This is a genomic window from Rhizobium aureum (genome assembly GCF_030182495.1).
GTDB lineage: Bacteria > Pseudomonadota > Alphaproteobacteria > Rhizobiales > Rhizobiaceae > Rhizobium > Rhizobium tropici_C.
Window position 1 is genome coordinate 605,455 of record NZ_JAQJCI010000001.1, and the last position, 25,589, is coordinate 631,043.

Consider the following 25,589-nt stretch of genomic DNA (forward strand, 5'->3'; position numbering starts at 1 on the left):
TCACCTCTGTGTCTGTTGAACGGCCGGACTATTCGCTTTTCGTGGCGGTGTAGTAGCTGGCATAGGCGACGCCGTTGTAGACCGCTCCCTTGAGCTTGGGCGACTGCACATAGATGCGCTGGACGATCTGTGTCCGCGGAATGAAATAGCCCTGGTCGAGGACGTATTTCTGCAGTTCGTCGAGCAGCGGTTTGCGCGCTTCGATGGAGGCGGCGCCGGCGATCTTGTCGCGCAGGTCGTTGAGGGTCTTGTCGCTCTCGTCGAGCGCAAACCAGTTTTCGCCATTGTTCGCATTCGTCAGGATGCTGGCGACGGTGCCGGCGTCGATGAAGGAGCGCGTCACCTCATATGCCGGTACGCCCGCGCCGCCATACTTTATCTTCTGCCCGAAGGTGACGACGTCATAGGCACGGATATCGACCTTCCAGCCGATCTTGCCGAGCTGCTGGGCAATCAGTTCGTCGATCGATTTCGATGTCGCGAGGTAGGGGTTGGAATTCAGCGTCAGCGACAGCGGCTTGCCATCCTTGACGCGAATGCCGCCCGTTCCCTTCTTCCAGCCTGCCTCGTCGAGAAGCTTCTCTGCCTTCTCAGGATTATAGGCAAGCAGCGCACTCTGGTCGGTCGCACCCGGAACGTTGCTCTGGATGAACGACGTCGCAAGCTTCCAGTCGGGCGTATAGACCGTGTCGATGATCTCCTGGCGATTGATGCCGGCCTGAAGCGCTTGGCGAACCTTTACATCGTCATAGGGCGCAAGCTTGGTGTTGATCGCCCAGCCGTTGACGAAGCCGAGATAGCGAGGCGTCGCTACCGTGAGGCCTTCCGACTTGAGAGACTCGAGCTCCTGCGGCGATGCGTTGTAGGCAACGTCGGCCTGGCCGGACTGCACGGCTGCGACGCGCAGCGACGGTTCCGAGACGAGCTTGTAGGTGATCGTATCGAGATGGGCGGGACCGGTCTGGCCGACCGCGGCAGGACCCCAGTTGTAATCCTTGCGCTTGGCAAGCTTGACGTAGTCGCCTTCCTTCCAGGACTCGACGACATAGGGGCCGCTGCCGGAGGTCTTGCTTAGATCGGCCTGGCTGCTCGCCGGCGATGCGATGGTCTTCGGGGAGATAAGGATCGAGCCGTGATAGCCGAGCGTCGGAATGAAGCCCAGCGTCGGCTTCTTGAAGAAGACCTTCACGGTTGTCGCGTCGACGGCTTCGGCATGATCATAGGTCTTGGGGAACAGGCCGATCGGGTTGATGCCCTCGCTCTTGCGTCCGGCATACCAGATGTCGAGATTGGCAACGACGGCTGCTGCATCGAGCGGGCTCCCGTCGGAGAAGGTCACGCCGCTCTTGAGATGCAGGGTGAATTCCGTCGCATTGTCGTTCTGCTCCCAGCGCTCGGCGATCCACGGGCTGACCTTGCCGTCGGCATCGACATAAAGAAGCTTGTCGGTGACATGGCCCCAGATATGGCCCTGAAAGCTGGAGATCGCGCTGTTGTTGGGAATCCAGGTGTCGCCCAGCGAATCGATCAGGAAGACGACATCTCCGCCATCATGCGCGCCGTCCTCAGCCAATGCCGGGGTTACATTCGCTGTTGCGACCAGAGCGGCAAATGCCAGCGCAGAGGTGGCGGTCAGCAGACGACGCCGGGAAAGAAGAAGGCGAGGAGAACGGTCGTTCATGAAGCAGTCCTGTTTGGTTGCCGGGCTAATGACGAACAGGAGCCTATGTGAGCGGATCGGTTTCGAGAAAGACTGGTTGTTCTTTTTCTATCAAATTTGTAGATTATTTTGTCAGCGCAATCTGAAGCACGAGGATCAGGATTTCCGCCGGCCGAGTGCCCATCGAGCGAGATTGCGTGACGACGGTCTATCCGACGATAAACGTCATTCCATCGAGAATGCGTACGGGCGGCAGTTCACCGGTAAAGCGCTCGACTTCGACCTTCGTCAGCTGGCCCGTCGAGCCTTGGGAAAGCTGCGATGTGCCGGCGTCACGGGTGAGGATGTTCGGATTTCCATGAACGCACATGGCCATCGCAGCTTCAGCGTTATCGGGCTCGAACCATGCGCCGGTGGCAAGCTGCATGACACCCGGGCTTACATCCCTGCTGATGACAGCGGCGGCGAGGCAACTGCCGCGGGCGTTGAACAGCCTGACGATATCCCGGTCCGAAATGCCACGCTCTGCCGCATCGGCCGGGTGCATGCGCACCGGCTCCCGGCCACCGATCTTGGTGGAACGACTGAAGTCACCATAGTCCAGCTGGCTGTGAAGGCGCGAGTGGGGCTGGTTGCAGACAAGATAAAGAGGATAGGGGCCCTCCGCCGCCTCCGTCTTCGGGTCCGGTCCATACCAACGTGGATGGCCGCGACAATCGTCATAACCAAAGCTCTCTATCGTGTCGGAGAAGATTTCGATCCTGCCCGATGGCGTCGGCAACCGATTGACGTCCGGATCGGTTCGGAATGCGCGCGCAGGCCCGCCATCGTCAGGCCTTACCGGCAGCAGCAGCTCTCCCTTTTCCCAGAACGTTTCGAAATCCGGCGCGGGATGACCGGCGGCGGCGAGTGCTGTTCGCGTGGTCTCGAAGAGCAAAGCGAGCCACTCACGGCTTGACCGGTTTTCGGTGAATTCAGCGCGCTTGCCGAGGCGCTCTGCAATATCAGCGAATATCTCGTAGTCGGAGCGTGCTTCGCCGACCGGCTCGATCAGCTTCTTCATCGCGATCATCATCGGATCGCGGTCGGCCGCACCGATATCGTCGCGCTCGAGCGTCGTGGTTGCGGGCAGGACGATATCGGCGTGGCGTGCAGACGACGTCCAAGCCGTCTCGTGCACGATAATCGTCTCCGGCTTCTTGAACGCCTGGCGAAGCCTGTTGAGATCCTGATGGTGATGGAACGGATTGCCGCCGGCCCAATAGACCAGGCGGATGTCAGGATAATGCAGGGCCTGACCATTGTAGTGGAACGGTTCGCCCGGGTTCAGCAGCATGTCGGCAATCCGTGCGACGGGAATGAAATCCGGCACTGGATTGTGGAACTGCTTGAGCGTCGGCAGGGGCACTGCAAGCTGGCGCTTGCCGATATTGCCGAGGGCGCCGAGCGAATAGGAAAAGCCGCCGCCATCCAGGCCGATCTGGCCGAGCATGGCCGCCAGCACGATCCCCATCCAGACCGGCTGCTCGCCGTAATCGGCGCGCTGCAGGGAATGGCTGACGGTGATCAGCGTTCGGGCATTCGCCATGCTCCGCGCCAGACCCACGATCGTCTCGGCGGCGATACCGCAGATGCCGGCTGCCCATTGCGGGCTCTTCTCGACGCCATCCTCGCGTCCCAGCAGATAAGCCTCGAGGCGTGGATAGCCTGTCGTATAGCGGTCGAGAAATTCCCGGTCATGCCGCCCCTCGGCGACGAGAACGAAGGCGATTGCGAGCATGAGCGCGACATCGGTTCTGGGGATGACTGGCAGCCATTCCTCATCGAGATCGGTGGCAATATCATCCTTGAGCGGGCTTATGAGAACGAAGCGCGCACCACGCGCGTGGGCACCGTTCAGCGCAGGGCGCACAACATGCCGGCTGATGCCGCCGCCATGGACATCGGTGTTCTTGACCGCCATGCCGCCGAAGGCGACGATCAGCTCGGTGCTGCGCTCGATCGCCTCCCAGGTAACGCTCTTTCGGTCGAAATGATCATAGGGGCCGAGCACATGCGGAATGATGACCATCGCCGCGCCCGAGCTGTAGGTATTGACCGATCTTACATATCCGCCGAGCACGTTGAGGAAGCGGTGAACCTGGCTTTGGGCGTGATGAAATCGTCCGGCACTGGACCAGCCGTACGACCCGCCGAAGACGGCCTGCGGTCCGGCCTCGCCGTAAACACGGCGAAGCTCGTTGGCGACCAGATCGAGCGCCTCTGGCCACGTTACCTCGACATAGACGTCGCTTCCGCGCTTTTCCGCATGATCGGGCCTGCCTTCAAGCCAGCCTCGTCTGACGGCAGGGCGCCGGATGCGGGCAGGGCTGCGGGCAATTGCTGGAAGATTGCCGAGCAGCGGAGATGGATGCGGGTCGTCGGGATGGGGACGGATTTCGAGCTCGTTTCCCTCGTGCCGTCCATAGAATGCGCCCCAATGAGAGCTGTGAGGTTTGAAGCCGTCCATCGCACCGTCTCCCGTGGTAAGGGTGGAAAATCGGCAGCACTTACGCCGGCAGGATCGTGCCGGGGTTCATGATGCCTTTGAAATCGATGGCGTGAAGATGTGCAGCCAGCCACTCGGTAGAGATGGGCAAGCCCGGCAGGGAAGGAGACATGGAGAACTCCGGAATACAGCCTGGAGAGATCAAGTGCGCGTTCCGGCGCAGACATGGCTGCGCCGGTCCGACAAGACGGCGATCAGGCAACCAGCTTTTCGCCGTTCAGATGGCGCTCAAGGAACGGCAGGCTGTCCTGTCCCCAATAGAGTTCATCCTCGAAACGGAAGGTCGGAAAGCCGAAGACGCCCGCGGCCTTGGCAATCCCGATGTTCGATGTCCAGATCGATTGAGCCGCAGGGCTCTCAGCAAAAGCTTCGAGCGCTGTGGCGTCCAATCCTGCTGCATCGGCAATCGCCCGGCGAACATCGGCCTTGCCGATGTCCTCGCCGCGCGTCCAGAAAGCCTCCTGAAGGGCGCCGGTGAGTTTCAGCCAGTCGGCGCCTTTTTCGATGGCGGCGATGACCATCATGCCGGCCGGCGTCGGATCGGAAAGGCCTGAGCGATTTTCAAGGTTTAGCACCTTGCCGCGCAGGGCCGCCCAACGTTTCAGATCCTTGGTCCAGTAGGCGCGCCGTGCCTCCGGCCGGTTGCGAGAATAGATCGCTCCATTGTCCTCGATCAGCGAGATCACATAAGGGCGGATCGTTGCATCGTGTCGGGCAGCGAGGGCCGCAAAGGGCTCGAGGCCGATATAAGCCCAGGGAGAGCCGATGCCGAAGAAGTAGTCAATTGTCTTTGCCATGGCCTAAGCTTTCAAGGCTGGGGTCGAGGAAACTGCCGCATCGAATGCGAGGAGGGCGCAGTCACGGGCGGTGAGAACAGCCTGCGGATCGCGCGCCACGGCGACGGTCGCAAGCGCGCCTTCATAGAGAAGGGAAAGATGCGCAGCGATCTGATCGGTCTTGACGTCCGCCTTCGACACGATAGTGCGAAAAATGTCGCCGACCGCTTTCTTATGGGTTTGTGCCACTGCGACGACACGATCGGAATCGCCGTGTTCTGCAACCGCAAGGGCAAATGCGCAGCCTCGAAATTCCGGGCTATCGGCTTTCTCGTGCAACCGCTCGAAGATTAGCTTGATCTGGTTCCGTGGACGCTCCATCGTATCCAGAACCTCGTGCAGCGAGCGGACGACTCGTTCGTGTCTCTCGCGCAGGTAAGCTGCGACAAGATGGTCCTTCGAGGGAAAATGTCTATAGAGGGTTGCCTTGGCAACGTTCGCCTCTTCGATGATCCGATCGATACCGACGGCACGGATGCCTTCACGGTAAAAAAGCGTTCCAGCGGATCTGATAATATGGTCGGATATGGGCTCTTTCATTGAACTGCTTTAGGTTGGAGATCTCGCGGGTCAGCAAGCCTTTTTCAAGGACGGGCGCTGGCAGGCTCGGCTTTTGAAGGGTGGACAGGCTACTCGGCGCTTGAGAAGTCAAGCAGAGGAGGGATATCTGCGCGTGCGCCTCCAGCGAATTGTTTCAATTTTTGTACCTTCTCGCAGCGCGTTTAACTGGCGTCGCCAGTTGTTCCGAAGTCGTTCCGAAACTGCCTTCGACGCTTGAAAGGCTAGATCATCGAGCGCATGAGAGAAAGACAGGTCGTTCCTTTTCTTCAATATTTGTGGAAAATGTTTCGCCGAATATGTTCGGGAAGGATCAACTTTTTTGGGATCGAATAGGGGAGGCGCGAAAATTCAACCATTTGAAAAAGAAATGCGGATTGGCCGCCATCGCACCGCTCTCATCGTGGGCTCGCCCTGGCGCCATCGTCTCGATCCCTTGACGCGGCTCAAGTGAAATCCGATCTCGATCCGAACGGTCGGTGCTGCTTGTCAAGAGCTCCGCCTGGCAGGACAATTACGACGGCGAGCGACCGCTTGAACAGGCGATCAAACGCCTCGGAAAAACACGGCGCGCAGCGTGATCCCGCAAGGATATTTTCAGGCGATGCCATATGGACGAAGCAACGAAGAATACGGCCGAACCACCCGCGCGCGAGGGCGCAACCACGGACCTGCCGCATGATCGGGTGACGGTGGAGCGGTTTCGGCAGGCGTTCCCGCGTGCCCGGTGGAACGACAGGCTCAATGCCTGGTTTGTGCCCGGCAGCACTGCCCAAAAACGCATCGGCCGCTGGTTCGCCGAGATGGAGGCCGAGGCAGACAGGTTCGCGGACGAGAAGGGCAGGGATGCCTTTGCCTTCGAGCCGATCGAAAGCCGGTACCTGGAGGCGGCACCCGCGGCCCTCCAGATCCGGACACCTTACTCACGGGCCGTTCTTGACGAAATCCGCGAGATTCCGCATGCCCGCTGGGACGCCGACCGCCGCCTCTGGACCGTGCCTTACCGTTCGTTTGCGGAACTGCGGCAGCGCTGGGCGGTCATAGAGGCAGCAGCCAAGCGCAGCGAGCCGGAAGCGCGGCGCGCAAGGCGCGAGGCGACCAAAGGGACGGAGGAAGAGGAGGCGTCCAAGGGGAGGATGAGGGAGCGCCGGCAGAAGCGATATCCCGTCCCTGCTGATGATCCGCCACCCTTCGACCGCGCGATCGGCACGCATATCGGGATCGTCTTCTTTACCAGGACTGAGGGTGAACTCGCAGATCCGGCGTCAGTCACCGCTTTCTACTTTGCCGCGGCGGATGGCGAGGATTATGTCTGGGCATCATGGCGGCGCGGCACGCTGGAAGAATTGGTGACGACGTGGCCGGCGCGGACGCCACCCGATCAAGGCGAGAGCAATCGCGGCTGGTGGATGCCAACTCTTGACGAGTTGCGCATCGCCCGGCGCGACGCCAGATCCAGGCGGCGGGCCAAAGAGCGTAAGGAAAAGGACAAGCCATCCAGTGAACGACCAGCAGACAGTGCTTGAGAAATTCCGGCACTTGCCGCCGATCGCGCCGCGCGAACTCGTCGGCCTGTGGAAGGGGCACGGCATACCGGCGAACCATCCATTTGACGGCGTGCTCGAAAATCTCGGCTGGTACGGCAAGCGCTTCATGCCCAATATGCGCGCCGACGCCTTGCTGTTTCGCTCAGGCGAACACCGTCTCACGGCAATTGATCCGAAATATATACCGCTTCATTGGGCTCTGCGTCTCGATCAGCTCGGCCGGACTCGCATGGCGAGGAACCTGTTTTCCTATCTGCAGCGCCGGCTTCGGGCGAACGGGCCGGTCGCAGCCCTGAAAACCCTGCCGTTTGACGGTATCGAAAGTGCTGCCATGGTCTATGACGCTCAACCGATCGTCGATTATTTTCGCCGGCTCGATGAGCTGAGGCTCATGGGTGCGATGACGATCAGGGGTGACGAGCGGATCTATTTCTTCGAGCTTCAGCGTGTCGATGAGCCTTGAAAACCGCTCAGCCACACATCAGTCAGCGTTCACCACCCGTATTGATGATCGCCTTTGCGGCGCAGCCTGTCTTCCGCGCGGTCGCGGCCGATCCTCATGCCGAAAGTCCGGAAACCGCCTTCGTCGGCTTCACCCGACTTCCAGCAGTTGGGATCGAAAGATGAGCTGCTTAAGGTCCCCTCGTGGCCTCGCGCCCCAGCAGGTCCTTGTACGCTTCAAAGTTCTGATCCTGAAACGCTTCAATCTCCGTCCAGATGCGTTCGCGGTCCGTCACGGCTATTTCCGCCGCAGAGAGAACGCGGGACAAAATCGTGCAAAGCCGATTGATCCGAACTATCTGATTTCCCAACTCGTCAGCGGTGACCGCTCGCAACCGCTTGTCGGAGTCCAGGACAATGCTTTCAGGGCCGAAGTCATTTGCTTCCCATTTCGCCATTCAACTCACCTTTCCGTTAGGAATCCATCGCGCGCGAGCGGCGATTTCGTTGCGTTTTCCTTGGCCTGCAACCGACCTTGTTATCCAGGGGCTGACCAGAACCACGGTTTACCGCTTTCGCTGGATTTACGCACATTAAGAGAGATGATGGTATAGGCGAGCATGGAGCGCTGGTGCCCCTCTATCGCAGATGTAAGTTCGCAGGCATTGCGTTCGCTACGGCTGGATGCGGCTGGCTAAAAGTCGGCGATTTGGTCAAGCAAAGGGAGTGAATGGATGGTTTCATTCATCGGAGTTGGGGCGCCCATCACCCGCTTCGCGGTAAAATTTCGCTAGGAAGGGAGCCGGATGACCATCGACGATCAGCATCGCGTACGTGTTCAGAAGGGCGGCCGTATCGTGCTGGCAATCGGCTTACTCCTGCTGGTGCCTGGCATCCTGTCCTTCGTGCACAGCCTGGGTTTCGTGATGCAGGCGCAACGGACTGAGGCCACCTTCGAGGGTGCTATCGAGCGCAATACCAGCTACGGGGTCATGTACTATCCGAGGTTCACCTTTCGCACGACGGATGGCCGGGAGGTGTCGTTCACATCCGGCGTCGGTTCAAGCTCTCAGCAATATGCGCCCGGATCCCGGCTGGCGATCCTCTACGATCCCGCTCAGCCAAACCATGCGCAAGCGGACTCGCTCTTCGGCGTCTGGCTACAGTGTGTCGTCCTTCTGCCGCCGGCATTCCTTGTCATCCTGATTGGGACTGCCATCTTGCTCCGCTGGCACTCTTATTTCCTGAAATAGGGCCTCGCAATTTCTCTTATGCGGTGCGCAGTAGAGGCCGTTTCGGCTGGTCGTAGAGACTAAGCGAACTTCCGAATGTCTTCTGATGTTGTCTTCAAGAAGCTTAAGCAGAGGGTCATGGGTTGGAGCCCTGACTGGCCGCACCTATGCGACCGCGAGCGGCAGTTTCTCCAACCGTGTGCCTGCGTGATCCGCCAGCGGCACAAACGTCACACCACTTTCGTTTGGTTTAAATGGCAAGCGTCATACCAACGACTGCGCATACCGCGTCCGTTGCCGCGGCAGCATGCAATACGGACCGTTATCCCGTTCATGCGTTCCTTAGCGGATAGTTTGAGGGCGTATAGGGCGATCGCGCTCTATCCTCAGGGCTTTAAGAAGTTCGGCCTTTTCGAGCCGTCTGGCGACGTCCCCGGTGGTAATCGGCCGGAAGACTGTTTCAGTCTTCTCGCGAATTGGGCAGGTGAAATGCTTTGGATGTTTGAGCATGATCATATCCAAAGGTGAACTGATGGGAGACTGATGCTCAAAATGGCAGCGGTTCCAGCGACCAAAACGGAAGTTTCAATCAGCATGCGTGTCAACCGGTGGAGTGTGTTGGATAAAATACTATTTTTCATGTTCGCTCCTTGTTATAATTATTTTCTATGGAGTGGGCACGATATCACGGTTCTTTGGAAAAGTTTCATAATTTTTATAAATTATTAATTTATGTATTTCGAAAACTTCGGTTCGCAGCAATATGGGTCTCGTCAGCGATGTCTGCATTGCTTTTGTGGAACAGCGGTAAAAGCCTTAGGTCGAGGTGCCGTGACGGCATGCCATGCTGTTAGAATGGTGCCCGCAGTTGATCGCAGAGCTTTCTGCATGTTCCTTGTTACCGGCGTCATTGCCTGGTCCCAGCGATTGGTTGCGACAAGGAGAGAACTCCTACGCAATTCTCACTTAAAAAGTTTCTCATTGTAAAATCAAAAATTGAGCTTATATGTTGCCTATCGACCATTGCTTGTGATGTCGGCTGGGAGCTTATCGCTCCTCCTCGGATTCCCTCTCAAAAAATCGATCTAATCTCGCAAGGTAACGCGGGAACAACAACGATTGCTTTGAAAGGAAATCGTTATGAACACTGGTACCGTCAAGTGGTTCAATACCGCCAAGGGCTTCGGCTTCATTCAACCCGACAACGGCAGCACGGATGTCTTCGTGCATGCTTCAGCCGTCGAGCGAGCCGGAATGCGTTCGCTCAGCGATGGGCAGAAGATCCGCTACGACATTGTGCAGGACGGCAGGTCCGGCAAGAGCTCCGCCGATAATCTCCAGGCGGCTTGAATTTGTCATTCGCACGCGCTGACCACGGATGTACTGGCAGTGCGAACGGATGATGCTGAGAGGTCGGGGTAACGCCCGGCCTTTTATTTTGCCTAAAAAGGAGAACGGCATGCAGAACCCGCGATACCGGATTGGTGACACGATCATCTTGAAACGTGGTATTCTTGGGAACTCCGGCCCTCTCGGGAGGTGTCAAATCATATCGTACTCACCGGAAGCAGACGGTGCCGCGCAATATCGAGTGCGGTTTGAAGGCGAGAAGTTCGAACGACGCGTTCTCCACACTGACATCGATGTCGAAGCATCGCCGGCGCTACCACCGAACATCGGTTTCCCATCGGGCGCGAAGCCTTCCGGCTGGGTTCATTCGATAGCAATCAGCGCCAGAAAACGATAACAGAAAGAGCAATCTTGCAAGTAGACGTCAGAGATAACAACGTCGATCAGGCGCTGCGCGTCCTGAAGAAGAAGATGCAGCGGGACGGGCTTTTCCGCGAAATGAAGGCTCGTCGAGCTTACGAGAAGCCTTCGGAAAAGCGCGCTCGAAAAAAGGCCGATGCCATCAGGCGCAGTCTCAAGTTTGCCCGCAAACGCGCGCAGCGAGAAGGGCTTCTTCCCGCCCCAAAGAAGAGGGTCGCACAGTCGCGCTGATATCCCTGCCATCGATCACCAGGAAACATTATGACCGTCACAAAAGAGAAATTTTTCAAACAGGGTAGGCAAACTCTTCAGGATAAGGCATCGGCGACTGACACAGCGGCCAAGCAGATCACGGCCACCGAAAATGCCGATCGAGAGAAAAAGACCGAGAAACTCCGCGCGCTTCGATTGGCGCAGCCTGAGGCAGAGCCGATCAAGCCAGCGACGAAACGCCGGCATAAGACGAAATAAGGGAAGCGCTATCGCCAAAACATGGTGCAGTCGGTGAGTGATCCGGTTTTCCGGAGGACATGAATGGCATTGGGTAACCCGATTGACGGAAAGCATGTGCTCGTTGCGGAGGATGATTTCATTCTCGCGATGACGTAGTGGATGACCTTCAAGAGCATGGTGCCTCGGTCGTTGGGCCCATTGCGAGCCGCGCAGCCACCCTCCAGGCATTCGAGATGGAAATCCCATTTGATTTAGCGATCTGGATATAAATCTGCTGGACGCTACGGTTTACGAAGCAGCGGAGTTCCCATGGAAATGCACGTCGGAGCGAGGGAACCACTATTGCACGCGGTGGAATAGTGAACTGCCAAACATGATTATTCAGCTTGCTGATCGTTCGTTGCATCTTGCGATTACGGATCGGGAATGGACCCGGCCCAAGATCCAGGAGCGATCACATGAAACTCTATCACCATCCGCTATCGGGACATTCCCACCGCGCCCGGCTGTTCCTTTCCCTGATTGGGCTCCCCCACGAACTCGTCGAAGTCGATCTCAAATCGGGCGCTCATAAGAAGCCCGACTTCCTGGAAATGAACCCGTTCGGTCAGGTTCCCGTCCTGGCGGATGGCGATGTCTTCATCTCGGACTCCAACGCGATCCTGGTCTATCTCGCCAAGAAGAGCGGTCAGACTGCATGGCTTCCCGAAGACGCGAAGGGTGCGGCCGACGTTCAGCGGTGGCTTTCAGTCGCTGCGGGGGAAATCGCTTACGGTCCGGCCGCGGCGAGACTGGTCACGGTGTTCGGCGCCAAATTCAATCCGGAAGAAGTGATTGGCCGCGCGCATACCATCCTCGGCCGGATCGACAATCACCTCCAAGGCCGTGAGTGGCTGGTCGGCTCGGGTCCCACCATCGCGGACATCGCGATCTACAGCTACGTGGCACGCGCTCCCGAAGGAAATGTCGATCTAGCCGGGTATCCGGCGGTGAAGGCTCTCCTGCACCGGGTCGAAACCCTTCCCGGCTTTGTCGATTTCGCCCGGACGCCGGTCGGCCTTGCCGCATGATCCCAACAATATCGGGTGTGCCGGCCGGCGCGCCCGAATTTTCCCGTTTCCGGAGAACGCAGATGTCCATGAACCTCACGAAGTTGCCGACATGGCATGAAGGCGAGATCTTTATCCAGGAGAAACTTGGGATGAAGGAGCGGATGGCCTCTGTGGGGCAGCGCGTCGTGCGCGATTTCATGCCGGACCAGCACCGCGATTTCTATGCCCAGCTTCCCTTCATCGTCCTTGGAAGTGTCGATAGTCGCGGCGACGCCTGGGCGACGTTCATTGAAGGTCAACCAGGGTTCATGTCGTCACCGTCGCCTGTGGTGCTCGAGATCGCAGCGACAAGAGATCCAAGTGATCCTGCGAGCGAAGGGATGGCGGATGGTCTGCCGATCGGCCTCCTCGGCATAGAGATGCACACGCGTCGCCGAAACCGCATGAATGGATTTGTTTCAACGATCGACGGCGGCTTCCGCGTCGATGTCGACCAAAGTTTCGGAAATTGTCCGCGCTACATTCAGTTGCGGGATTTCTCGTTCGAGCGCCAGCCGGGAGAGCCGTTTGCAGGCACGTCGGAGGATCTGATCGAACTGGACGAGGCGGCCCGTGCGACGATCCGCGGAGCTGACGCGTTCTTCGTTGCCTCCTATGCCGACCGCAAGGAGAGACGACAGGTGGACGTGTCCCATCGCGGCGGGAATACGGGCTTTGTTCGTGTCGGTGACGACGGTGTCCTGACGATCCCGGATTTCGACGGCAATCTCTTCTTCGCAACGCTCGGCAATATCCTTCTCAATGGAAGGGCAGGACTTCTCTTCGTCGATTTCAAAACGGGCGACATGCTGCAGATGACGGGGAATGCCGAAGTCATTTTCGATTCACCCGAGATCGCCGCCTTCCAGGGCGCGGAACGGCTTTGGGCATTCAAGCCGACACGTATCGTTCGTCGCCGTAATGCACTGGCGTTGAGATGGGCTTTTCAGAAGGACGGCTGGTCGCCGAGCTCTCTGATGACAGGGAACTGGCAGCAAGCGGCCGATCGTCTCCACGCCACAGAGATTTCCGCAACCTGGCGGCCAATGAGGATCACCGCGATCGTCGATGAAAGCGCGACGATCAAATCTTTCCATTTGCAGCCAGATGACGGGGTGGGATTGCTGCCGCACAAAGCCGGTCAACACCTCCCGATCCGGCTGAAGCTGCCGGACCAAGAAAAGTCGACCATTCGGACTTACACGCTCTCGGTCGCGCCGTCCGACGGTATCTATCGCATCAGCGTCAAGCGAGACGGTAGGGTGTCGCAGTTCTTGCACGACACTGTTGCCGTCGGCGATGTCATCGAGGCGCGTGCGCCGGCCGGCGAGTTCACCATCGACGCCCGCTCGATCCGCCCAGCGGTTCTTCTTGCAGGAGGCGTCGGCATTACGCCGCTGCTCGCGATGCTTCGGCACGTCGTATACGAAGGGCTTCGCAAGCAGCGTATCCGTCCGGTCACGCTGTTCTACGCGGCTCGCTCGAAGGCTGATCGACCGTTCGACAACGAGATCGCCGACTTAATCGATGCGGCGAAGGGCGTCGTGCGATTAATCAGGATCCTCAGTGACACGACGGATGCTGAAGAGGGCAGGGACTTCGACGCCGCAGGGCGGATCGATATGGCGATGCTGACGCGATTCCTTCCCTTCAACGACTATGACTTCTATCTCTGTGGTCCTGCCCAGTTCACGCAGGCCCTTTACGACGGGCTGCGAAGCTACAGCATCGCTGACGATCGCATCCAGGCTGAAGCCTTCGGTCCGTCGTCGCTGATCCGCACGGGGGATTCCAAGGTCGCTGCTGTATCTCCCGGCGCGCAGCCATCGGAAAAACCGGTGTCGGTCGTGTTCGCGAATTCCTTGAAAGAAGCTCGGTGGACGCCTGGTTCCGGCACTCTCCTGGAATTTGCCGAGGCGCGTGGCCTCGAGCCCGAGTTCAGTTGCCGGGAAGGCAATTGCGGGACGTGCCGGATCAAGCTCGTCAAGGGTGCCGTCGCCTACGTCAAGAAGCCCACGGCGAAGATCGGCGCCGATGAAGTCCTGCTCTGCTGCGCCGTTCCCGCCGAACAGGAAGGCGGCCTGCAGCTCGCCGTTTAAAACCTGGATTGCTGCGGCCAGCGTACCGCCCGCTGCATGACACGACAGTAAGGGCGGCATCAGCTGTGCCATCCCTTATTCCGCGCCTTTCTCACACCAGCTCCAGAGGAGTCATTCAATGTCCCGTCCGCCACTCCCACCATTTACCGAACAAAGTGCCATCGAAAAGGTCCGCCTTGCCGAAGACGGCTGGAACAGTCGTGATCCCGCCAAGGTGGCGCTTGCCTATACGCTCGATACGCGTTGGCGTAACCGCGTCGAATTTGCAAAATGCCGCGCTGAGGCCGAGGCCTTCCTGACCCGCAAGTGGAACAGGGAACTCGATTATCGCCTCATCAAGGAGCTGTGGGCCTTCACCGGCAACCGCATCGCAGTCCGATATGCCTATGAATATCGCGACGACAGCGGCCAGTGGTTCCGCGCCTATGGCAATGAAAATTGGGAATTTGCCGAGGATGGCCTGATGCGCGAACGCCACGCGAGCATCAACGAGCACCCAATCGCCGAAGCGGATCGCAAGTTTCGTTGGCCGCTGGGCCGCCGACCGGACGACCATCCAGGGCTGAGCGATTTTGGTTTTTAGGCGGCCGACCGAGAGGATGGAAAAATGGCCGGCTCGTCAATCGATCCACGGGTAAGGCTCTCGATAGAGCTTGCTCTTACCGCGACAAGCGCCAGCCCGTCCTTACTCGCCAAACAGGAGGAAGCCGGTCGCGCCTTGGGTATGACCGGCGCCGAGATGGATGTTGCTAGGCAAGGCTCCAGCTTCGATTTCAAGACCTCGATCGCGGTCTCGCTTGCGCTGGATGCCCGCCAGGAAAGCCGCCAGCGCGCATTATACGCTGGCCTTTCCGTGGAAGCCTGTGCGGAAATAGAACGCATTGCTCAAGCCATCCACGCCAACCCAATGAACCCTAATGTTTGGCGCGACGCCACTTGAGGCTTCGGTTTCGAGCCCTTAAAGTCCTGGAAACACAAGTGCTTTGGGGGAACGGATGGACCGTTGGCAGGCGATGCGGATTTTTGTGAAGGTTGCTGAAACCGAGAGTTTCGCAGATACCGCTCGCCAGATGTTCATGAGCGCTCCAGCTGTCACTCGTGCCGTCGCTTCTCTGGAAAATCTCATCGGGGCTCGTCTTTTCGTCCGAACAACCCGTTCAGTGAAGATGACTGAAGCGGGAGCGCGTTATTTTGACGATTGTCGGCGGATACTGGCCGATATAGCAGAGGCAGAGGCGGCGGCCGGCGGTTCGTACGCCACGCCGACAGGGACTCTCTACCTCACAGCATCGGTTTTATTTGGTCAGATGTACGTCCTCCCGATCGTGACGCACTATCTCGACACATACTCCACGATGAAGGCAAAAACGCTTTTCGTCGATCGGCCTGTCAATATCGTGGATGAAGGGATCGACGTGGCCATTCGCATTGGTCATCTCCCGGATTCAGGCCTTACCGCTATCAAGGTGGGAACTGTTCGCCGCGTGATGTGTGGCTCGCCCAAGTATTTCGAGCGCTACGGTGTCCCGCAATCGCCAGCCGATCTCAAAGACCATCGCATTGCTGCATCGACAGCCGCTTGGGCATCGCCTGAGTGGCGGTTTGCCGATGATCAGCGTGTGACGGTTGATCCGGTTCTGCAATGCAATACCAACGAAGCTGCTATACATTCAGCACGAGAGGGATGGGGCCTCACAAGAGTTCTTCACTACCAGATTGGACCCGCACTCATGGCAGGAGAGTTACAGATCATACTCAGCGAGTATGAAGAACCGCCCATGCCCATTCACATACTGCATCCCGAGGGCCGGCATGCTCCTGCGAAGGTCCGGACATTTGTTGATATGGCTTCGGCTAGCCTCCGCGAGAACAGGCTTCTTAATTGACCCCTATATGGCAACGGGGTTGGAAAGCGATCCGCCAATCGAAGGTGCCCGGGCGAAAATCCCGCGCGTCAAGTTGGGATGCTCATCGACCTGCTGGTCGAGGAATTTTCGACAGTCAGCCTGCGTAATCGTCGGCGGTGGAAATGCTTCTACCTCGACTGGAATTCATATCGGTCACTGTAACAATCTCTTTCCAATTACATGCATTCTCGTCTCCCGGTGAAAGAGCGATGTTGGCTGCAGGCAATAAGCCTGTCACCCCCACTGAGGAGAAACATCATGGCCCGCGCTCTTGTCACCCTGCTTCTCGCTTCCGCCAGCATCTTCGCCCCCGCTTCCGCCACGATCGCCTTTGCCGAAAAACCCGCAATCGTTCAGCAGGTACCTGCGACGGTCCACTATCGCTCCGTAAAGATCGATGGCGTGAACGTGTTCTATCGGGAAGCAGGCCCCGCAGACGGCCCCGTCGTCGTCCTGCTTCACGGCTTTCCGACATCGTCTCACATGTTCCGCAACCTGATCCCGCTGCTTGCTGACCGCTACCGGGTCATCGCCCCTGATTATCCGGGCTTCGGCCAGAGCGACGCACCCGATCATACGAAGTTCGAATATTCGTTCGGACACTATGCCGATATCGTCGATACGTTGCTGACCAAGCTCGGTGCCGCCAAGTATTCGATGTATGTCATGGATTACGGCGCACCGGTCGGCTACCGGCTGGCGCTCAAGCATCCGGATCGCGTCACCGGACTGATTGTCCAGAACGGCAACGCATATGACGAAGGCATTCGCGATTTCTGGAACCCGATCCGCACCTACTGGAAGTCGGGGGCCAAGAAGGACCGGGACGCGCTTTCTGTTCTCGTTGCACCGGAAACGACCAAATTCCAGTATACCGATGGTGTCAAAGATCTGACGCGGATCAGCCCCGACAATTGGGTTCACGACCAGGCGCTGCTCGACCGGCCGGGCAACAAGGATATCCAGCTCGACCTGTTTTACGACTATCGCACCAATCTGCCCCTCTATCCCCAATTCCAGGCATTCTTCCGCGAACGCAAGCCGCCGACCCTCATCGTCTGGGGCAAGAACGACCAGATCTTTCCGGAAAAAGGTGCGCATCCTTATCTTCGCGACCTTCCCGAGGCCGAAATTCACATGCTCGACACCGGACATTTCGCGCTGGAAGACAAGCTGGATGAGATGGCGCCGTTGATCCGCAGCTTCCTCGACCAGAAGATCGCGAAGTAATGAACGATAAGCTCCCTGCGGCAGCCTGAAGGTCGGCGCAGGGAGCTTTCAACTTGGAAGGAACCTGACGAGCCTCGAAATCCGAGCGTCGATGGTCGAAGACGGCATCTACCCCGCGGTGGGAATAACGGTCAACTGCGTCGGCTTGGAAGTCAATTCCACTTGCCGAAGCGTTCGATGTGAAAGTCCTGCAGCGGAATATCTGTTTTCCCTGTCGCCATGATTTCCGCCATGACGTCGCCAACACCGGGTCCGAGTTGGAAGCCGTGGCCGGAAAAACCGAATGCGTGGAAGAGCCCCGGTGTCGTTGATGACCGTCCCATCACCGGAAGACCGTCCTCGACATAGCCCTCGCAACCCGACCAGGTGCGTATCACGGCAACTTGTTTCAGCGCCGGCAAGATCGGCAGCAGAGAACGAAGCTGGCCCGGCAAGCGCGCCGGGTCCGCCCTGGCGTGGCCGGTATCGAGTGAAACGTCGGTGCGCTCGGCGCCGCCACCGAAGACGATGTTGCCTCGTTCCACCTGCCGCAGGTAGCCACCGCCGTGATCATGGGCCCATACACCGACGACCGGGAGAATGCGATGGGGGAGAGGTTCGGTCACTCCCATTTGCGGGCCTTTGGCAACGATCGGAACCCTCTCTCCGAACAGGCTCGCGACCCGCGCACCCCAGGCACCCGTCGTGTTCAGCAACATCGAGGCTTCATGCGAGCCCTTCGACGTTTCGACCTGAAATCCATAGGCACGTTTTCTGATGGCCCCGATGCCGACATTTTCGACGATATTGGCGCCTAGCTTTCGGGCAGCACTCGCAAAGGCGGGTGCGATCAGACGCGGGTTGCCGCTTCCATCGTTCGGCGAAAAGGATGCGGCGATCGCCTCAGGACCAAGACCAGGAAAGCGCGACCGTACTTCCTTTGCGGTCAGCTCCTCCAGCTCCAGTCCCCATGGCCGGGCATCCTCGATGAAGGATCGCATCGCCACTAGTCCTTCCTGGCTAAATACCAGCCGCAGGTGGCCCGTCGCGCGGAATTCGACGTCGCGGCCGAGCATGGCCTCGGCCTGTCGCCACAGAGCGAGCGAGCGGTGGGCAAGCGGCAATTGCGGAATATATCGGCCGCTTCGCCTGATGTTGCCGAATGACGCCACCGTGGCGCCGCTCCCGACCCGGTTGCGTTCGATCAGCGTCACGCGGACGCCGCGCCGGGCGAGAAAAAAGGCAGAGGCGGCTCCCATGAGCCCGCCGCCCAGCACGATAGCGTCCATCGAGGATCTCCAGAGGCTGAAAACAACCTCCACCTTGTCCGAGCCAGCTTGCCGCTGTCAAAGTCGGGATTACGCTACGCCTATAAGTCCGGCCTATGGGTTTTGCCGATCGTCAGAGCATAAGTCCGGCTTATGACCTCTAGCATTTTCGCTCTTGGACCTTGCCGATCCGTCCATGCCAGTTTCGTCACAGGCAAAGGAAAGGAACGGACATGACGGATGCGGCAAGGCAAGCAGCAGAGGCTTCGCAGCAGGACTGGAAGATCGGTGTCGATATCGGTGGCACCTTCATCGATTTCTGCGCCCTGGAAAGCCGCTCCGGCCGCATTGCTTCGCTGAAAGTGCTGACCACACCCGATGATCCGGGTGCGGAATTGATGACCGGGCTTTCGTTGCTTGCCGAGCGCGAGGGATTGGCGCCGGAGGCGATCAGTCGCTTCGTTCACGGCACCACGGTCGGTATCAACACCGTCATTCAGAGACGCGGCGTATCGCTTGCGCTCCTGACGAATGCCGGTTTTGAAGATGTCATCGAGCTCGCTCGGCTGAGAATGCCTGACGTCTATTCTCTCTTCTGCTCGCGGCCGGAACAGCTGATCGCACGGGACATGATCTTCGGCATCCCCGCTCGCTTGCGGGCCGATGGCAGCGAAGTACAAGCGCCGGATATGAAGGTGGTTGCCACCGCGGTCGCAGCGGCAAAGGCCAAGGGCGCAGCGGGCATCGTCATATCCTTTCTGCATGCCTGGCGCGACGATGCCCAGGAAACCGCGGTCAAGAACGAAATCGAAAAGCTCGCACCCGATCTCTTCGTCTTCACATCCTCGGAGGTGTGGCCCGTCATTCGCGAATACGAGCGGACGACGACCGCGATCCTCAATGGCTACGTCCATCCGAGGGTTTCGGGCTACCTGACGGCTCTCGAAGACAAGCTCGCATCGCGCGGAGTGAAGGCGCCGGCCCTGTTGACGAAATCGAATGGCGGCGTGATGAACGCGGCCGAAGGAAAGCGCTCCTGCGTTCAGATGCTGCTTTCCGGCACGGCCTCGGGCGTGATCGGCGCCGCCTGGCTGGCGCGCCTTGCCGGTGAGAAACATGTTCTTACCCTCGATATCGGCGGCACCTCGGCAGACTTCGCGTTGATCATCGATGGCGAGCCGCAATTCGGGACGGGCGAGCTGATCGGCGAGTTTCCGCTTCACATCCCTTCGGTCTCCGTCAGTTCCATCGGCATCGGCGGTGGTTCCATTGCCAGCGTGGACGCCCATGGCATCTTGCGGGTTGGGCCGGAATCAGCCGGTTCGACGCCTGGTCCCGCCTGTTATGGCCGGGGCGGCACGCAAGCGACCGTGACCGATGCCATGGCGGTCTGCGGCTGGCTGGGGCACAGCGAGATGGCCTACGGTCAGTTGCGGATCGATGTCGGGCTGGCGCGCGCGGCCGTCGCAACGCTTGCCGAGCGTATCGGGCGCTCGGTTGAAGAGGTGTCCCAGGCCATTCTCGACATCGCGATCTCGGAGATGTTCGTCGAGGTGGAAAAGCTGGCGTCGCGTGCTGGAGTCGACTTGCGGGAGTTTACCCTCATGCCGTTCGGTGGCGGTGGCCCCATGCTGGGCGCGTTCCTGGCTCGCGAATTCCGCATGGCAAAAGTCATCGGGCCGCCGCGTCCGGGCGTGGTTTCGGCACTCGGCGGTCTGGTCGCGGATCTGCGCGGCGACTTCATCAAGACGGTCTTCACGCATCTGTCGCCGGAAGCCCTGCCGTTGCTGCGCGGTTCTTCGGAGGCGCTGTCGGATGAAGGGCGAAGCTGGCTCATCAAGCAAGGCCATAAGGGGCCTGCCGAGCTGCGGATTTCCGCCGACATGCGCTATGTCGGCCAAAGCTTTGAAATCGAGGTTCCGCTGCGGGCGGCCTGGGTGGCGGAAGGCGATCTCGCCGCAATGGAAGAGGCGTTCCATGCCATGCACGCTCGCCTCTATGATTTTGCCGACCGGGACGGCAGGATCGAGATCGTCAATCTCCGTCTGTCCGCGATCGGCGCCGGACCGGCGCTGCAAACGACCGTCGGTCTCGAAGAGATTGCCGGGATGGCCGAACCGGAGCGCGAAATACCGGTCTATACCGGCAAGGCGTTCGAATGGATCGGACTATACCGGCGGGACCAGCTGCGTCCAGGCGGCCGGTTCAGCGGCCCTGCCGTCGTGGCCCAGGACGATACGACCTTCGCCATTCCCGCCGGCACGCAGGTGACGATCGATCGCCACCAGAACCTTCATCTCACCTTTTCGGAGTAGTGGCCCATGTTCGACCGTTCGAACCTTCAAGTGTTTGCCAACCATACCAGGGCTGCCGCCGAAAACATGGCCTATACGCTGCAGCGGACGGCCCATTCGGCCTTCGTCAAGGAGACGGAGGATTTCACCGTTATGCTCATCAATCGCAAGGGCGAAACCTTCGGCGTTCCGATGGGCCTCGGCGCGACATGGTATCCCGGGCTTACCTATACCCGAGCCATCGAAATGATCGGGGACTACAAGCCGGGCGACGTTGCCTTTACCAACGATCCCTATTCCTGCTTCGTGGCCACGCATGCGCCGGACACGCATCTCTGGAAACCGGTTTTCTATGACGGCGAGATCATTGCCTGGACCGGCGGGCATATCCACAACACCGACATGGGCGGTGCCGTGCCGGCTTCCCTGTCGCGCGCGCTGACCGAGATCCATCAGGAAGGCATTCGATTTCCGCCGATGAAGCTGGTCAATGAAGGTATCTTCGACGAAGACATCCTGAAAATCATGACCACGAATGTCCGCAAACCAGACCTCAATATCGGCGATATCAAGGCGCTCGTCGGGGCGCTCAACACCGGTGAGCGCAAGATCCTGGCCATGGTCGAGAAATTCGGCAAGCAGGCATTTCTCGAAGGCGCAGACGTGCTTCTCGATCACGCCGAAGCGCAGGCGCGCGATCTCCTGCGGGCAATGCCGGATGGCACTTGGGAATTCGTCGATTATGCCGACGAGGATTCCGTCGAGGCCAATCCTTGCCGCCTGAAGCTGACGTTGACGATCAGGGGCGACGAGGCGATCCTCGATTTCACCGGATCCGATCCGCAGCTCGGCTCGTCGCTCAACGTTCCCTCTGGCGGCGATCCGCGCCACACCATGCTGCTGGTCGGCGTCTATTATATTCTCTACACGCTGAACCCCAAGATCCTGCTCAACACGGGCCTGACCCGTCCCTTTACCTGCATCGCGCCGCAGGGGAGCGTTCTCAATCCGGTATCGCCGGCTGCTGTCGGCATGCGTTCGCTCACCTGCGCGCGCCTGCGGTCCGTGATCTTCGGCGCCTTCTGCCAGGCGGTTCCCGAATTGCTGCCTGCCGCGCCGGCCGGCAACAATTGCATCGTCAACGTCATGACCACTGACGAACGGACGGGCCGCAGCGTGATCGCCGCCGTCAATCCGGTGGTTGGCGGCGGCGGCGGGATGCCGCATCGCGATGGGACCAACGGTTCGGGCGCCGATGCTGCCTATCTGAAGAATACGCCGATCGAAATCACGGAAACCGAAGTACCGATCGAGTTCGTCAAATACGGGCTTGCCAGAGACAGCGGCGGTGCCGGCCGCTGGCGTGGGGGGCTCGCGACCGAAATGGCGTTCCGCGTGTTCGCGCCCGGGAGCCGTATCACGGCCCGCAACCGCGACCGCAGCTTCTTCCGCCCCTGGGGGCTGCTCGGCGGCAAGGCGGCAGGGCTCTCCGATATGGTATTGAACCCCGGGCGCGAGGACTTTCGTCGCCTCGGCAACATCGATACCGCTGTCCTGCAGCCGGGAGATGTGCTCGAGATCCGTTCGGCCGGGGGCGGCGGCCGCGGAAATCCACTTGAGCGCGAGGACTGGCGCGTGCTGCGGGATGTGGAGCGCGGCTATGTTTCCTTGGAAGCGGCCGAGCGGGATTATGGCGTGGTCATTCGCGACGGCAAGGTGGACGAAGCCGAAACGTCCCGTCTCAGGGTATCGCGCACAAGTCCAACCGCCCATTTCCATTATGGCGCGGAGCGAGACGGCTACGAGGCGCAGTGGACACCCGCAGCCTACAACCTGCTCACCGATATTCTTGCCTGTCTTCCCATCCATTGGCGCTTCTTCACCAAGACGGAGATTTTCCGCCGAATGAAGGGACGTGCGGGACGTGAAGGCGTTGCCGCGGCTTTTGCCGATGTTCGCGCCCGGTTCCCGGAAATGCCGGAAGTTCGTCTTCAAATCAAAGAGGCGGCCGAATGAGCAAGGGTGCGCGTCCGCCTGGAGAAACGGGGCGCATCGTCCGCCTCGCCGAACAGGGCCGTGCGCCTGTCCGCTTCCTGCTCGACGGCATCGAACGGGAAGCACTGGCCGGCGACACGGTACTGACGGCCATGCTGATATTTTCTCCCACTCTTCGGCAATCCGAATTCGGGCCGGAAGGGCGGGCGGGCTTCTGCCTGATGGGTGCCTGCCAGGACTGCTGGGTCTGGCAACAGGATGGAACCCGCCTGCGCGCCTGTTCGACCTTCGTCGGCAATGGCATGTCCCTGATGACACAAGCGCCCGGAGGCTGGCCATGACGATGGCGGGTGAACGGAAAGTAACGGTAATTGTCGGCGCCGGTCCGGCGGGCATACGCGCAGCCGAGCTTCTTATGGCAGCCGGTATCCGGCCCGTCGTCATCGATGAGGGAATGAGGGCCGGCGGCCAGATATATCGCCGTCCCCCGGAGAGCTTTACGCGGTCAGCCCAGCAGCTCTATGGATCGGAAGCCGGCAAAGCCCTTGCCCTTCACTCTGTCTTCGATCGCATGGTGGCTCGCGGCGAGGTCGAATATTATGCTCGAAGTTCAGCGATGGCGCTCGCCGACAATATGCTGCAGGTGCTGACGCCCGCCGGCCGCCGGGAATTCGCCTATAACAGGCTGATACTCGCAACCGGCGCGACCGACCGGCTGGTGCCGCTGCCGGGCTGGCAAGCTCCCGGCGTCTATAGTCTCGGTGCAATGCAGATCGCGCTGAAGGCACAAGGGGTCGCCATGGGGCGAAGGATTGTTCTAGCGGGCTCCGGGCCTCTGCTGACCCTCGTTGCGTTCCAGCTTTTGAAGGCCGGGGCAAATGTTGCGGCCGTTCTCGATACCTCTTCTGTTCGAAACCAGATCCTTGCGCTTCCGGGCATGATGGCAAGGCCGGTCCTGGTCTTGCGGGGTCTGGCGATGCGGGCGAAACTCGGCCGCCTATATCGCGCAGGGGTGTCGCTGACGGAAATCGTCAGCGACAAAGGCGGCCCGGTGGCCGTTCGTTGGCGGGATGCCGGCGGGTGCGACCATCATATCGAATGCGATGCGGTCGGCATTGGCTGGCACCTGAGAGCCGAAACGCAGCTTGCAGGCCTAGCCCAATGCAGTTTCGATTACGATCCGGGCTGGGCCCAATGGCTGCCGCAGGCGGATCGGATGGGCCGATCTGCCGATGGCGTCTATCTTGCCGGTGACGGCTTGCGGATTCTTGGCGCCGATGGCGCGGAAGTTGCAGGGCGGCTTGCCGCGAGCGCCTGCCTTGCCGATATGGGATTGCCCTATCCAAATCCGGCACGGGATCTCCGGCGGCTTGCCCGCTACGAACGCTTTGCTCGCGCCATCGCCCGCGCCTTTCCCTGGCCCGCCGGCATGGTCCGATCCATTCCCGATGAAACGATAGTCTGCCGCTGCGAAGGCATCAGCGCCGGCGATCTGCGTGAGAGCGTCGACTATGCCGGAGGTGAGGCAAACCGGGTGAAGTCAATGGTGCGCGTGGGTATGGGACGATGCCAGGGACGGTTTTGTCAGCTCACCGGCGCCGAATTGATTGCGGAGCGTGCGGGAATCCCGGTTTGCGAGGTCGGTCGCCTGCGCGAGCAGGCGCCTGTTCGTCCGCTGCCGATCGGATCCTGGATGGACGACGACACGTGACCAAGCTCGGTTCGGCTATGCCGACGCGATTTTACTCCGGCACGGCTTCGCCATCCTTCAGCGCCCCGGCGCAGGCCTGGCGCAGATAGTCGCGCATCGTCAGGTGGCTGCCCGTCAGGGGACGGTCCCGGCTGGTCAGCAGCGCGATCGGGACGGTCTTTCGCGGCAGAAGCGGCCGGCGCACAAGGCCCGGAAACTGTTCCCACGGCAGCAGACCATCCACGATCGCGACACCAAAGCCGTTGCGGACAAAAGGCAAGGCGGTGATGGAGATATCGATCTCGATTGCGGGATTGAACGCCTGGTTTTCCGAGGCTGCGGCATTGGCAAGCAGTTGGCCGGGGAAGGTATCAGCGCGGTAGGAGATCAGCGTCTCGTTCTGAAGATCGGCGAATGTGATGCTGTCGCGCGGGGCAAGATGGTGTCCCTCCGGTACGATGCAGATGAGTTCGGCATATCCGAGCGTTTCGACATCGATGCCGGGCCGCGCAATGTTGTTCATGACGATGCCGAGCGGAGCATCGCCATTGCGGATCATATCCACGACATTGATCAGCGGTGCGATCAGCGATCGGACGACGATATCCGGATAGGTCGTTCTGAAGGCGAGAAGCGCCTTGGGAACGATCGACATGGCTGGCGGCGTTGTTGCGGCGATCCGGATCAGCCCCGTCCGCCCGAAGCGCATGTCGGTCGTTCGGCGCCGAAGCGCCCCGAGCTCGGAAAAGATGCGCTCTGCTTCCGGATACAGTTCTTCGGCCTCGCGGGTGGGGACCAGCTTGCCGCGCACGCGATTGAAGAGTTTGAACCCCAGCTGGTCTTCCGCATGCAGCAGGATCTGGCTCAGCGCCGGCTGCGTGATGTTGAGCATGGCGGCGGCGCCGGTCACCGTTCCCGATCGCATGAGCATGCAGAAGACTTCGAGCTGACGGGCCTGCATCAGGAAAATCCGTAGTGTCTGGTTCGGTTG

The 25,589-nt window shown here is 59.7% G+C and carries 23 protein-coding genes and 1 pseudogene; 17 read left to right on the top strand and 7 right to left on the bottom strand.

Features of this window, described 5'->3' with window-relative positions; all coding sequences use genetic code 11:
• Positions 1-28: 28 nt before the first annotated feature.
• The 4 genes from PH552_RS02865 to PH552_RS02880 form a co-directional block, all read right to left on the bottom strand.
• Entirely contained in the window at positions 29-1,681 is a 1,653-nt protein-coding gene (locus PH552_RS02865; protein ID WP_113248744.1) for an ABC transporter substrate-binding protein, read from the bottom strand.
• A 187-nt stretch (positions 1,682-1,868) separates the two neighbouring features.
• On the bottom strand, positions 1,869-4,169 hold the full coding sequence (locus tag PH552_RS02870; RefSeq protein WP_113248745.1) for a molybdopterin guanine dinucleotide-containing S/N-oxide reductase: 2,301 nt from the start codon (positions 4,167-4,169) through the stop codon (positions 1,869-1,871).
• A gap of 233 nt (positions 4,170-4,402) precedes the next feature.
• Positions 4,403-5,005: a 2-hydroxychromene-2-carboxylate isomerase gene (locus tag PH552_RS02875; RefSeq protein WP_113248746.1), complete on the bottom strand. Its 603-nt coding sequence runs from the start codon at positions 5,003-5,005 to the stop codon at positions 4,403-4,405.
• 3 nt (positions 5,006-5,008) lie between these two features.
• Positions 5,009-5,584: a TetR/AcrR family transcriptional regulator gene (locus PH552_RS02880; RefSeq protein WP_113248747.1), complete on the bottom strand. Its 576-nt coding sequence runs from the start codon at positions 5,582-5,584 to the stop codon at positions 5,009-5,011.
• A gap of 371 nt (positions 5,585-5,955) precedes the next feature.
• On the opposite strand from PH552_RS02880, the pseudogene PH552_RS33810 reads away from it, so the two are divergent.
• From PH552_RS33810 to PH552_RS02890, 3 genes and pseudogenes are all read left to right on the top strand, one after another.
• Positions 5,956-6,183, top strand: a pseudogene (locus PH552_RS33810) (hypothetical protein); the annotation flags it as partial.
• A gap of 30 nt (positions 6,184-6,213) precedes the next feature.
• Positions 6,214-7,128 carry a hypothetical protein gene (locus PH552_RS02885; protein WP_113248748.1) on the top strand — a complete coding sequence of 305 codons (915 nt, stop codon included), beginning with the start codon at positions 6,214-6,216 and terminating at the stop codon, positions 7,126-7,128.
• Positions 7,103-7,612, top strand: a complete 510-nt coding sequence (locus PH552_RS02890; protein WP_113248749.1) for a DUF4334 domain-containing protein — start codon at positions 7,103-7,105, stop codon at positions 7,610-7,612. Before PH552_RS02885 ends, PH552_RS02890 begins: the two co-directional genes overlap by 26 nt.
• A 169-nt stretch (positions 7,613-7,781) precedes the next feature.
• Here the strand turns inward: PH552_RS02890 and PH552_RS02895 are convergent, their stop codons facing one another.
• Positions 7,782-8,048, bottom strand: coding sequence for a hypothetical protein (locus PH552_RS02895; protein ID WP_113248750.1), 267 nt, complete (start codon positions 8,046-8,048; stop codon positions 7,782-7,784).
• A 348-nt stretch (positions 8,049-8,396) separates the two neighbouring features.
• Between PH552_RS02895 and PH552_RS02900 the strand changes: the two genes are divergently transcribed.
• The 10 genes from PH552_RS02900 to PH552_RS02945 all read left to right on the top strand — a co-directional run bounded on the left by PH552_RS02900 (position 8,397) and on the right by PH552_RS02945 (position 17,372).
• Positions 8,397-8,843 (top strand): DUF3592 domain-containing protein, encoded by a 447-nt coding sequence (locus tag PH552_RS02900; RefSeq protein WP_113248751.1) that lies wholly within the window; start codon positions 8,397-8,399, stop codon positions 8,841-8,843.
• A 1,119-nt stretch (positions 8,844-9,962) separates the two neighbouring features.
• The gene (locus PH552_RS02905) at positions 9,963-10,172 is read left to right on the top strand and encodes a cold-shock protein (RefSeq protein WP_112345881.1); all 210 of its coding nucleotides are present in this window, start codon (positions 9,963-9,965) and stop codon (positions 10,170-10,172) included.
• A gap of 411 nt (positions 10,173-10,583) precedes the next feature.
• Entirely contained in the window at positions 10,584-10,823 is a 240-nt protein-coding gene (gene rpsU / locus PH552_RS02910) for a 30S ribosomal protein S21 (RefSeq protein WP_113248754.1), read from the top strand.
• Between the two features lie 30 nt (positions 10,824-10,853).
• Positions 10,854-11,063 carry a hypothetical protein gene (locus PH552_RS02915; protein WP_112345878.1) on the top strand — a complete coding sequence of 70 codons (210 nt, stop codon included), beginning with the start codon at positions 10,854-10,856 and terminating at the stop codon, positions 11,061-11,063.
• Positions 11,064-11,503: 440 nt separating this feature from the next.
• Positions 11,504-12,115: a glutathione S-transferase family protein gene (locus PH552_RS02920; protein WP_113248755.1), complete on the top strand. Its 612-nt coding sequence runs from the start codon at positions 11,504-11,506 to the stop codon at positions 12,113-12,115.
• 62 nt (positions 12,116-12,177) lie between these two features.
• Positions 12,178-14,235 (top strand): 2Fe-2S iron-sulfur cluster-binding protein, encoded by a 2,058-nt coding sequence (locus PH552_RS02925; protein WP_113248756.1) that lies wholly within the window; start codon positions 12,178-12,180, stop codon positions 14,233-14,235.
• A 118-nt stretch (positions 14,236-14,353) separates the two neighbouring features.
• Positions 14,354-14,818 (top strand): nuclear transport factor 2 family protein, encoded by a 465-nt coding sequence (locus PH552_RS02930; protein ID WP_183761811.1) that lies wholly within the window; start codon positions 14,354-14,356, stop codon positions 14,816-14,818.
• A gap of 24 nt (positions 14,819-14,842) precedes the next feature.
• The gene (locus PH552_RS02935; protein WP_285165468.1) at positions 14,843-15,175 is read left to right on the top strand and encodes a hypothetical protein; all 333 of its coding nucleotides are present in this window, start codon (positions 14,843-14,845) and stop codon (positions 15,173-15,175) included.
• A gap of 55 nt (positions 15,176-15,230) precedes the next feature.
• A complete protein-coding gene (locus PH552_RS02940) occupies positions 15,231-16,121 on the top strand; it encodes a LysR family transcriptional regulator (RefSeq protein WP_183761817.1) in 891 nt (296 codons plus the stop codon).
• A 279-nt stretch (positions 16,122-16,400) separates the two neighbouring features.
• The gene (locus PH552_RS02945; RefSeq protein ID WP_183761820.1) at positions 16,401-17,372 is read left to right on the top strand and encodes an alpha/beta fold hydrolase; all 972 of its coding nucleotides are present in this window, start codon (positions 16,401-16,403) and stop codon (positions 17,370-17,372) included.
• 152 nt (positions 17,373-17,524) lie between these two features.
• On the opposite strand, the gene PH552_RS02950 is transcribed toward PH552_RS02945, so the two are convergent.
• Positions 17,525-18,640, bottom strand: coding sequence for an NAD(P)/FAD-dependent oxidoreductase (locus PH552_RS02950; protein WP_183761823.1), 1,116 nt, complete (start codon positions 18,638-18,640; stop codon positions 17,525-17,527).
• A gap of 212 nt (positions 18,641-18,852) precedes the next feature.
• Between PH552_RS02950 and PH552_RS02955 the strand changes: the two genes are divergently transcribed.
• Genes PH552_RS02955 through PH552_RS02970 form a run of 4 tightly spaced genes read left to right on the top strand, consistent with a single transcriptional unit; the run spans position 18,853 to position 24,619 of the window.
• On the top strand, positions 18,853-20,934 hold the full coding sequence (locus tag PH552_RS02955) for a hydantoinase/oxoprolinase family protein (protein ID WP_183761825.1): 2,082 nt from the start codon (positions 18,853-18,855) through the stop codon (positions 20,932-20,934).
• Positions 20,935-20,940: 6 nt separating this feature from the next.
• Complete coding sequence (locus tag PH552_RS02960) at positions 20,941-22,929, top strand: hydantoinase B/oxoprolinase family protein (RefSeq protein WP_113248759.1); 1,989 nt, start codon at positions 20,941-20,943, stop codon at positions 22,927-22,929.
• Positions 22,926-23,249: a (2Fe-2S)-binding protein gene (locus PH552_RS02965; protein ID WP_113248760.1), complete on the top strand. Its 324-nt coding sequence runs from the start codon at positions 22,926-22,928 to the stop codon at positions 23,247-23,249. Before PH552_RS02960 ends, PH552_RS02965 begins: the two co-directional genes overlap by 4 nt.
• Positions 23,246-24,619 (top strand): FAD/NAD(P)-dependent oxidoreductase, encoded by a 1,374-nt coding sequence (locus tag PH552_RS02970; RefSeq protein WP_113248761.1) that lies wholly within the window; start codon positions 23,246-23,248, stop codon positions 24,617-24,619. Before PH552_RS02965 ends, PH552_RS02970 begins: the two co-directional genes overlap by 4 nt.
• A gap of 31 nt (positions 24,620-24,650) precedes the next feature.
• Here PH552_RS02970 and PH552_RS02975 read toward each other — a convergent pair whose 3' ends face one another.
• The gene (locus PH552_RS02975; RefSeq protein ID WP_113248762.1) at positions 24,651-25,559 is read right to left on the bottom strand and encodes a LysR family transcriptional regulator; all 909 of its coding nucleotides are present in this window, start codon (positions 25,557-25,559) and stop codon (positions 24,651-24,653) included.
• Positions 25,560-25,589: the final 30 nt, after the last annotated feature.

What these genes read in the sequence shown, in the direction of transcription:
- PH552_RS02865 (WP_113248744.1), bottom strand. Translation starts at nt 1,681, where the DNA reads ATGAACGACCGTTCTCCTCGCCTTCTTCTTTCCCGGCGTCGTCTGCTG.
- PH552_RS02870 (WP_113248745.1), bottom strand. Translation starts at nt 4,169, where the DNA reads ATGGACGGCTTCAAACCTCACAGCTCTCATTGGGGCGCATTCTATGGA.
- PH552_RS02875 (WP_113248746.1), bottom strand. Translation starts at nt 5,005, where the DNA reads ATGGCAAAGACAATTGACTACTTCTTCGGCATCGGCTCTCCCTGGGCT.
- PH552_RS02880 (WP_113248747.1), bottom strand. Translation starts at nt 5,584, where the DNA reads ATGAAAGAGCCCATATCCGACCATATTATCAGATCCGCTGGAACGCTT.
- PH552_RS02885 (WP_113248748.1), top strand. Translation starts at nt 6,214, where the DNA reads ATGGACGAAGCAACGAAGAATACGGCCGAACCACCCGCGCGCGAGGGC.
- PH552_RS02895 (WP_113248750.1), bottom strand. Translation starts at nt 8,048, where the DNA reads ATGGCGAAATGGGAAGCAAATGACTTCGGCCCTGAAAGCATTGTCCTG.
- PH552_RS02900 (WP_113248751.1), top strand. Translation starts at nt 8,397, where the DNA reads ATGACCATCGACGATCAGCATCGCGTACGTGTTCAGAAGGGCGGCCGT.
- PH552_RS02905 (WP_112345881.1), top strand. Translation starts at nt 9,963, where the DNA reads ATGAACACTGGTACCGTCAAGTGGTTCAATACCGCCAAGGGCTTCGGC.
- PH552_RS02915 (WP_112345878.1), top strand. Translation starts at nt 10,854, where the DNA reads ATGACCGTCACAAAAGAGAAATTTTTCAAACAGGGTAGGCAAACTCTT.
- PH552_RS02920 (WP_113248755.1), top strand. Translation starts at nt 11,504, where the DNA reads ATGAAACTCTATCACCATCCGCTATCGGGACATTCCCACCGCGCCCGG.
- PH552_RS02925 (WP_113248756.1), top strand. Translation starts at nt 12,178, where the DNA reads ATGTCCATGAACCTCACGAAGTTGCCGACATGGCATGAAGGCGAGATC.
- PH552_RS02930 (WP_183761811.1), top strand. Translation starts at nt 14,354, where the DNA reads ATGTCCCGTCCGCCACTCCCACCATTTACCGAACAAAGTGCCATCGAA.
- PH552_RS02935 (WP_285165468.1), top strand. Translation starts at nt 14,843, where the DNA reads ATGGCCGGCTCGTCAATCGATCCACGGGTAAGGCTCTCGATAGAGCTT.
- PH552_RS02940 (WP_183761817.1), top strand. Translation starts at nt 15,231, where the DNA reads ATGGACCGTTGGCAGGCGATGCGGATTTTTGTGAAGGTTGCTGAAACC.
- PH552_RS02945 (WP_183761820.1), top strand. Translation starts at nt 16,401, where the DNA reads ATGGCCCGCGCTCTTGTCACCCTGCTTCTCGCTTCCGCCAGCATCTTC.
- PH552_RS02950 (WP_183761823.1), bottom strand. Translation starts at nt 18,640, where the DNA reads ATGGACGCTATCGTGCTGGGCGGCGGGCTCATGGGAGCCGCCTCTGCC.
- PH552_RS02955 (WP_183761825.1), top strand. Translation starts at nt 18,853, where the DNA reads ATGACGGATGCGGCAAGGCAAGCAGCAGAGGCTTCGCAGCAGGACTGG.
- PH552_RS02960 (WP_113248759.1), top strand. Translation starts at nt 20,941, where the DNA reads ATGTTCGACCGTTCGAACCTTCAAGTGTTTGCCAACCATACCAGGGCT.
- PH552_RS02965 (WP_113248760.1), top strand. Translation starts at nt 22,926, where the DNA reads ATGAGCAAGGGTGCGCGTCCGCCTGGAGAAACGGGGCGCATCGTCCGC.
- PH552_RS02970 (WP_113248761.1), top strand. Translation starts at nt 23,246, where the DNA reads ATGACGATGGCGGGTGAACGGAAAGTAACGGTAATTGTCGGCGCCGGT.
- PH552_RS02975 (WP_113248762.1), bottom strand. Translation starts at nt 25,559, where the DNA reads ATGCAGGCCCGTCAGCTCGAAGTCTTCTGCATGCTCATGCGATCGGGA.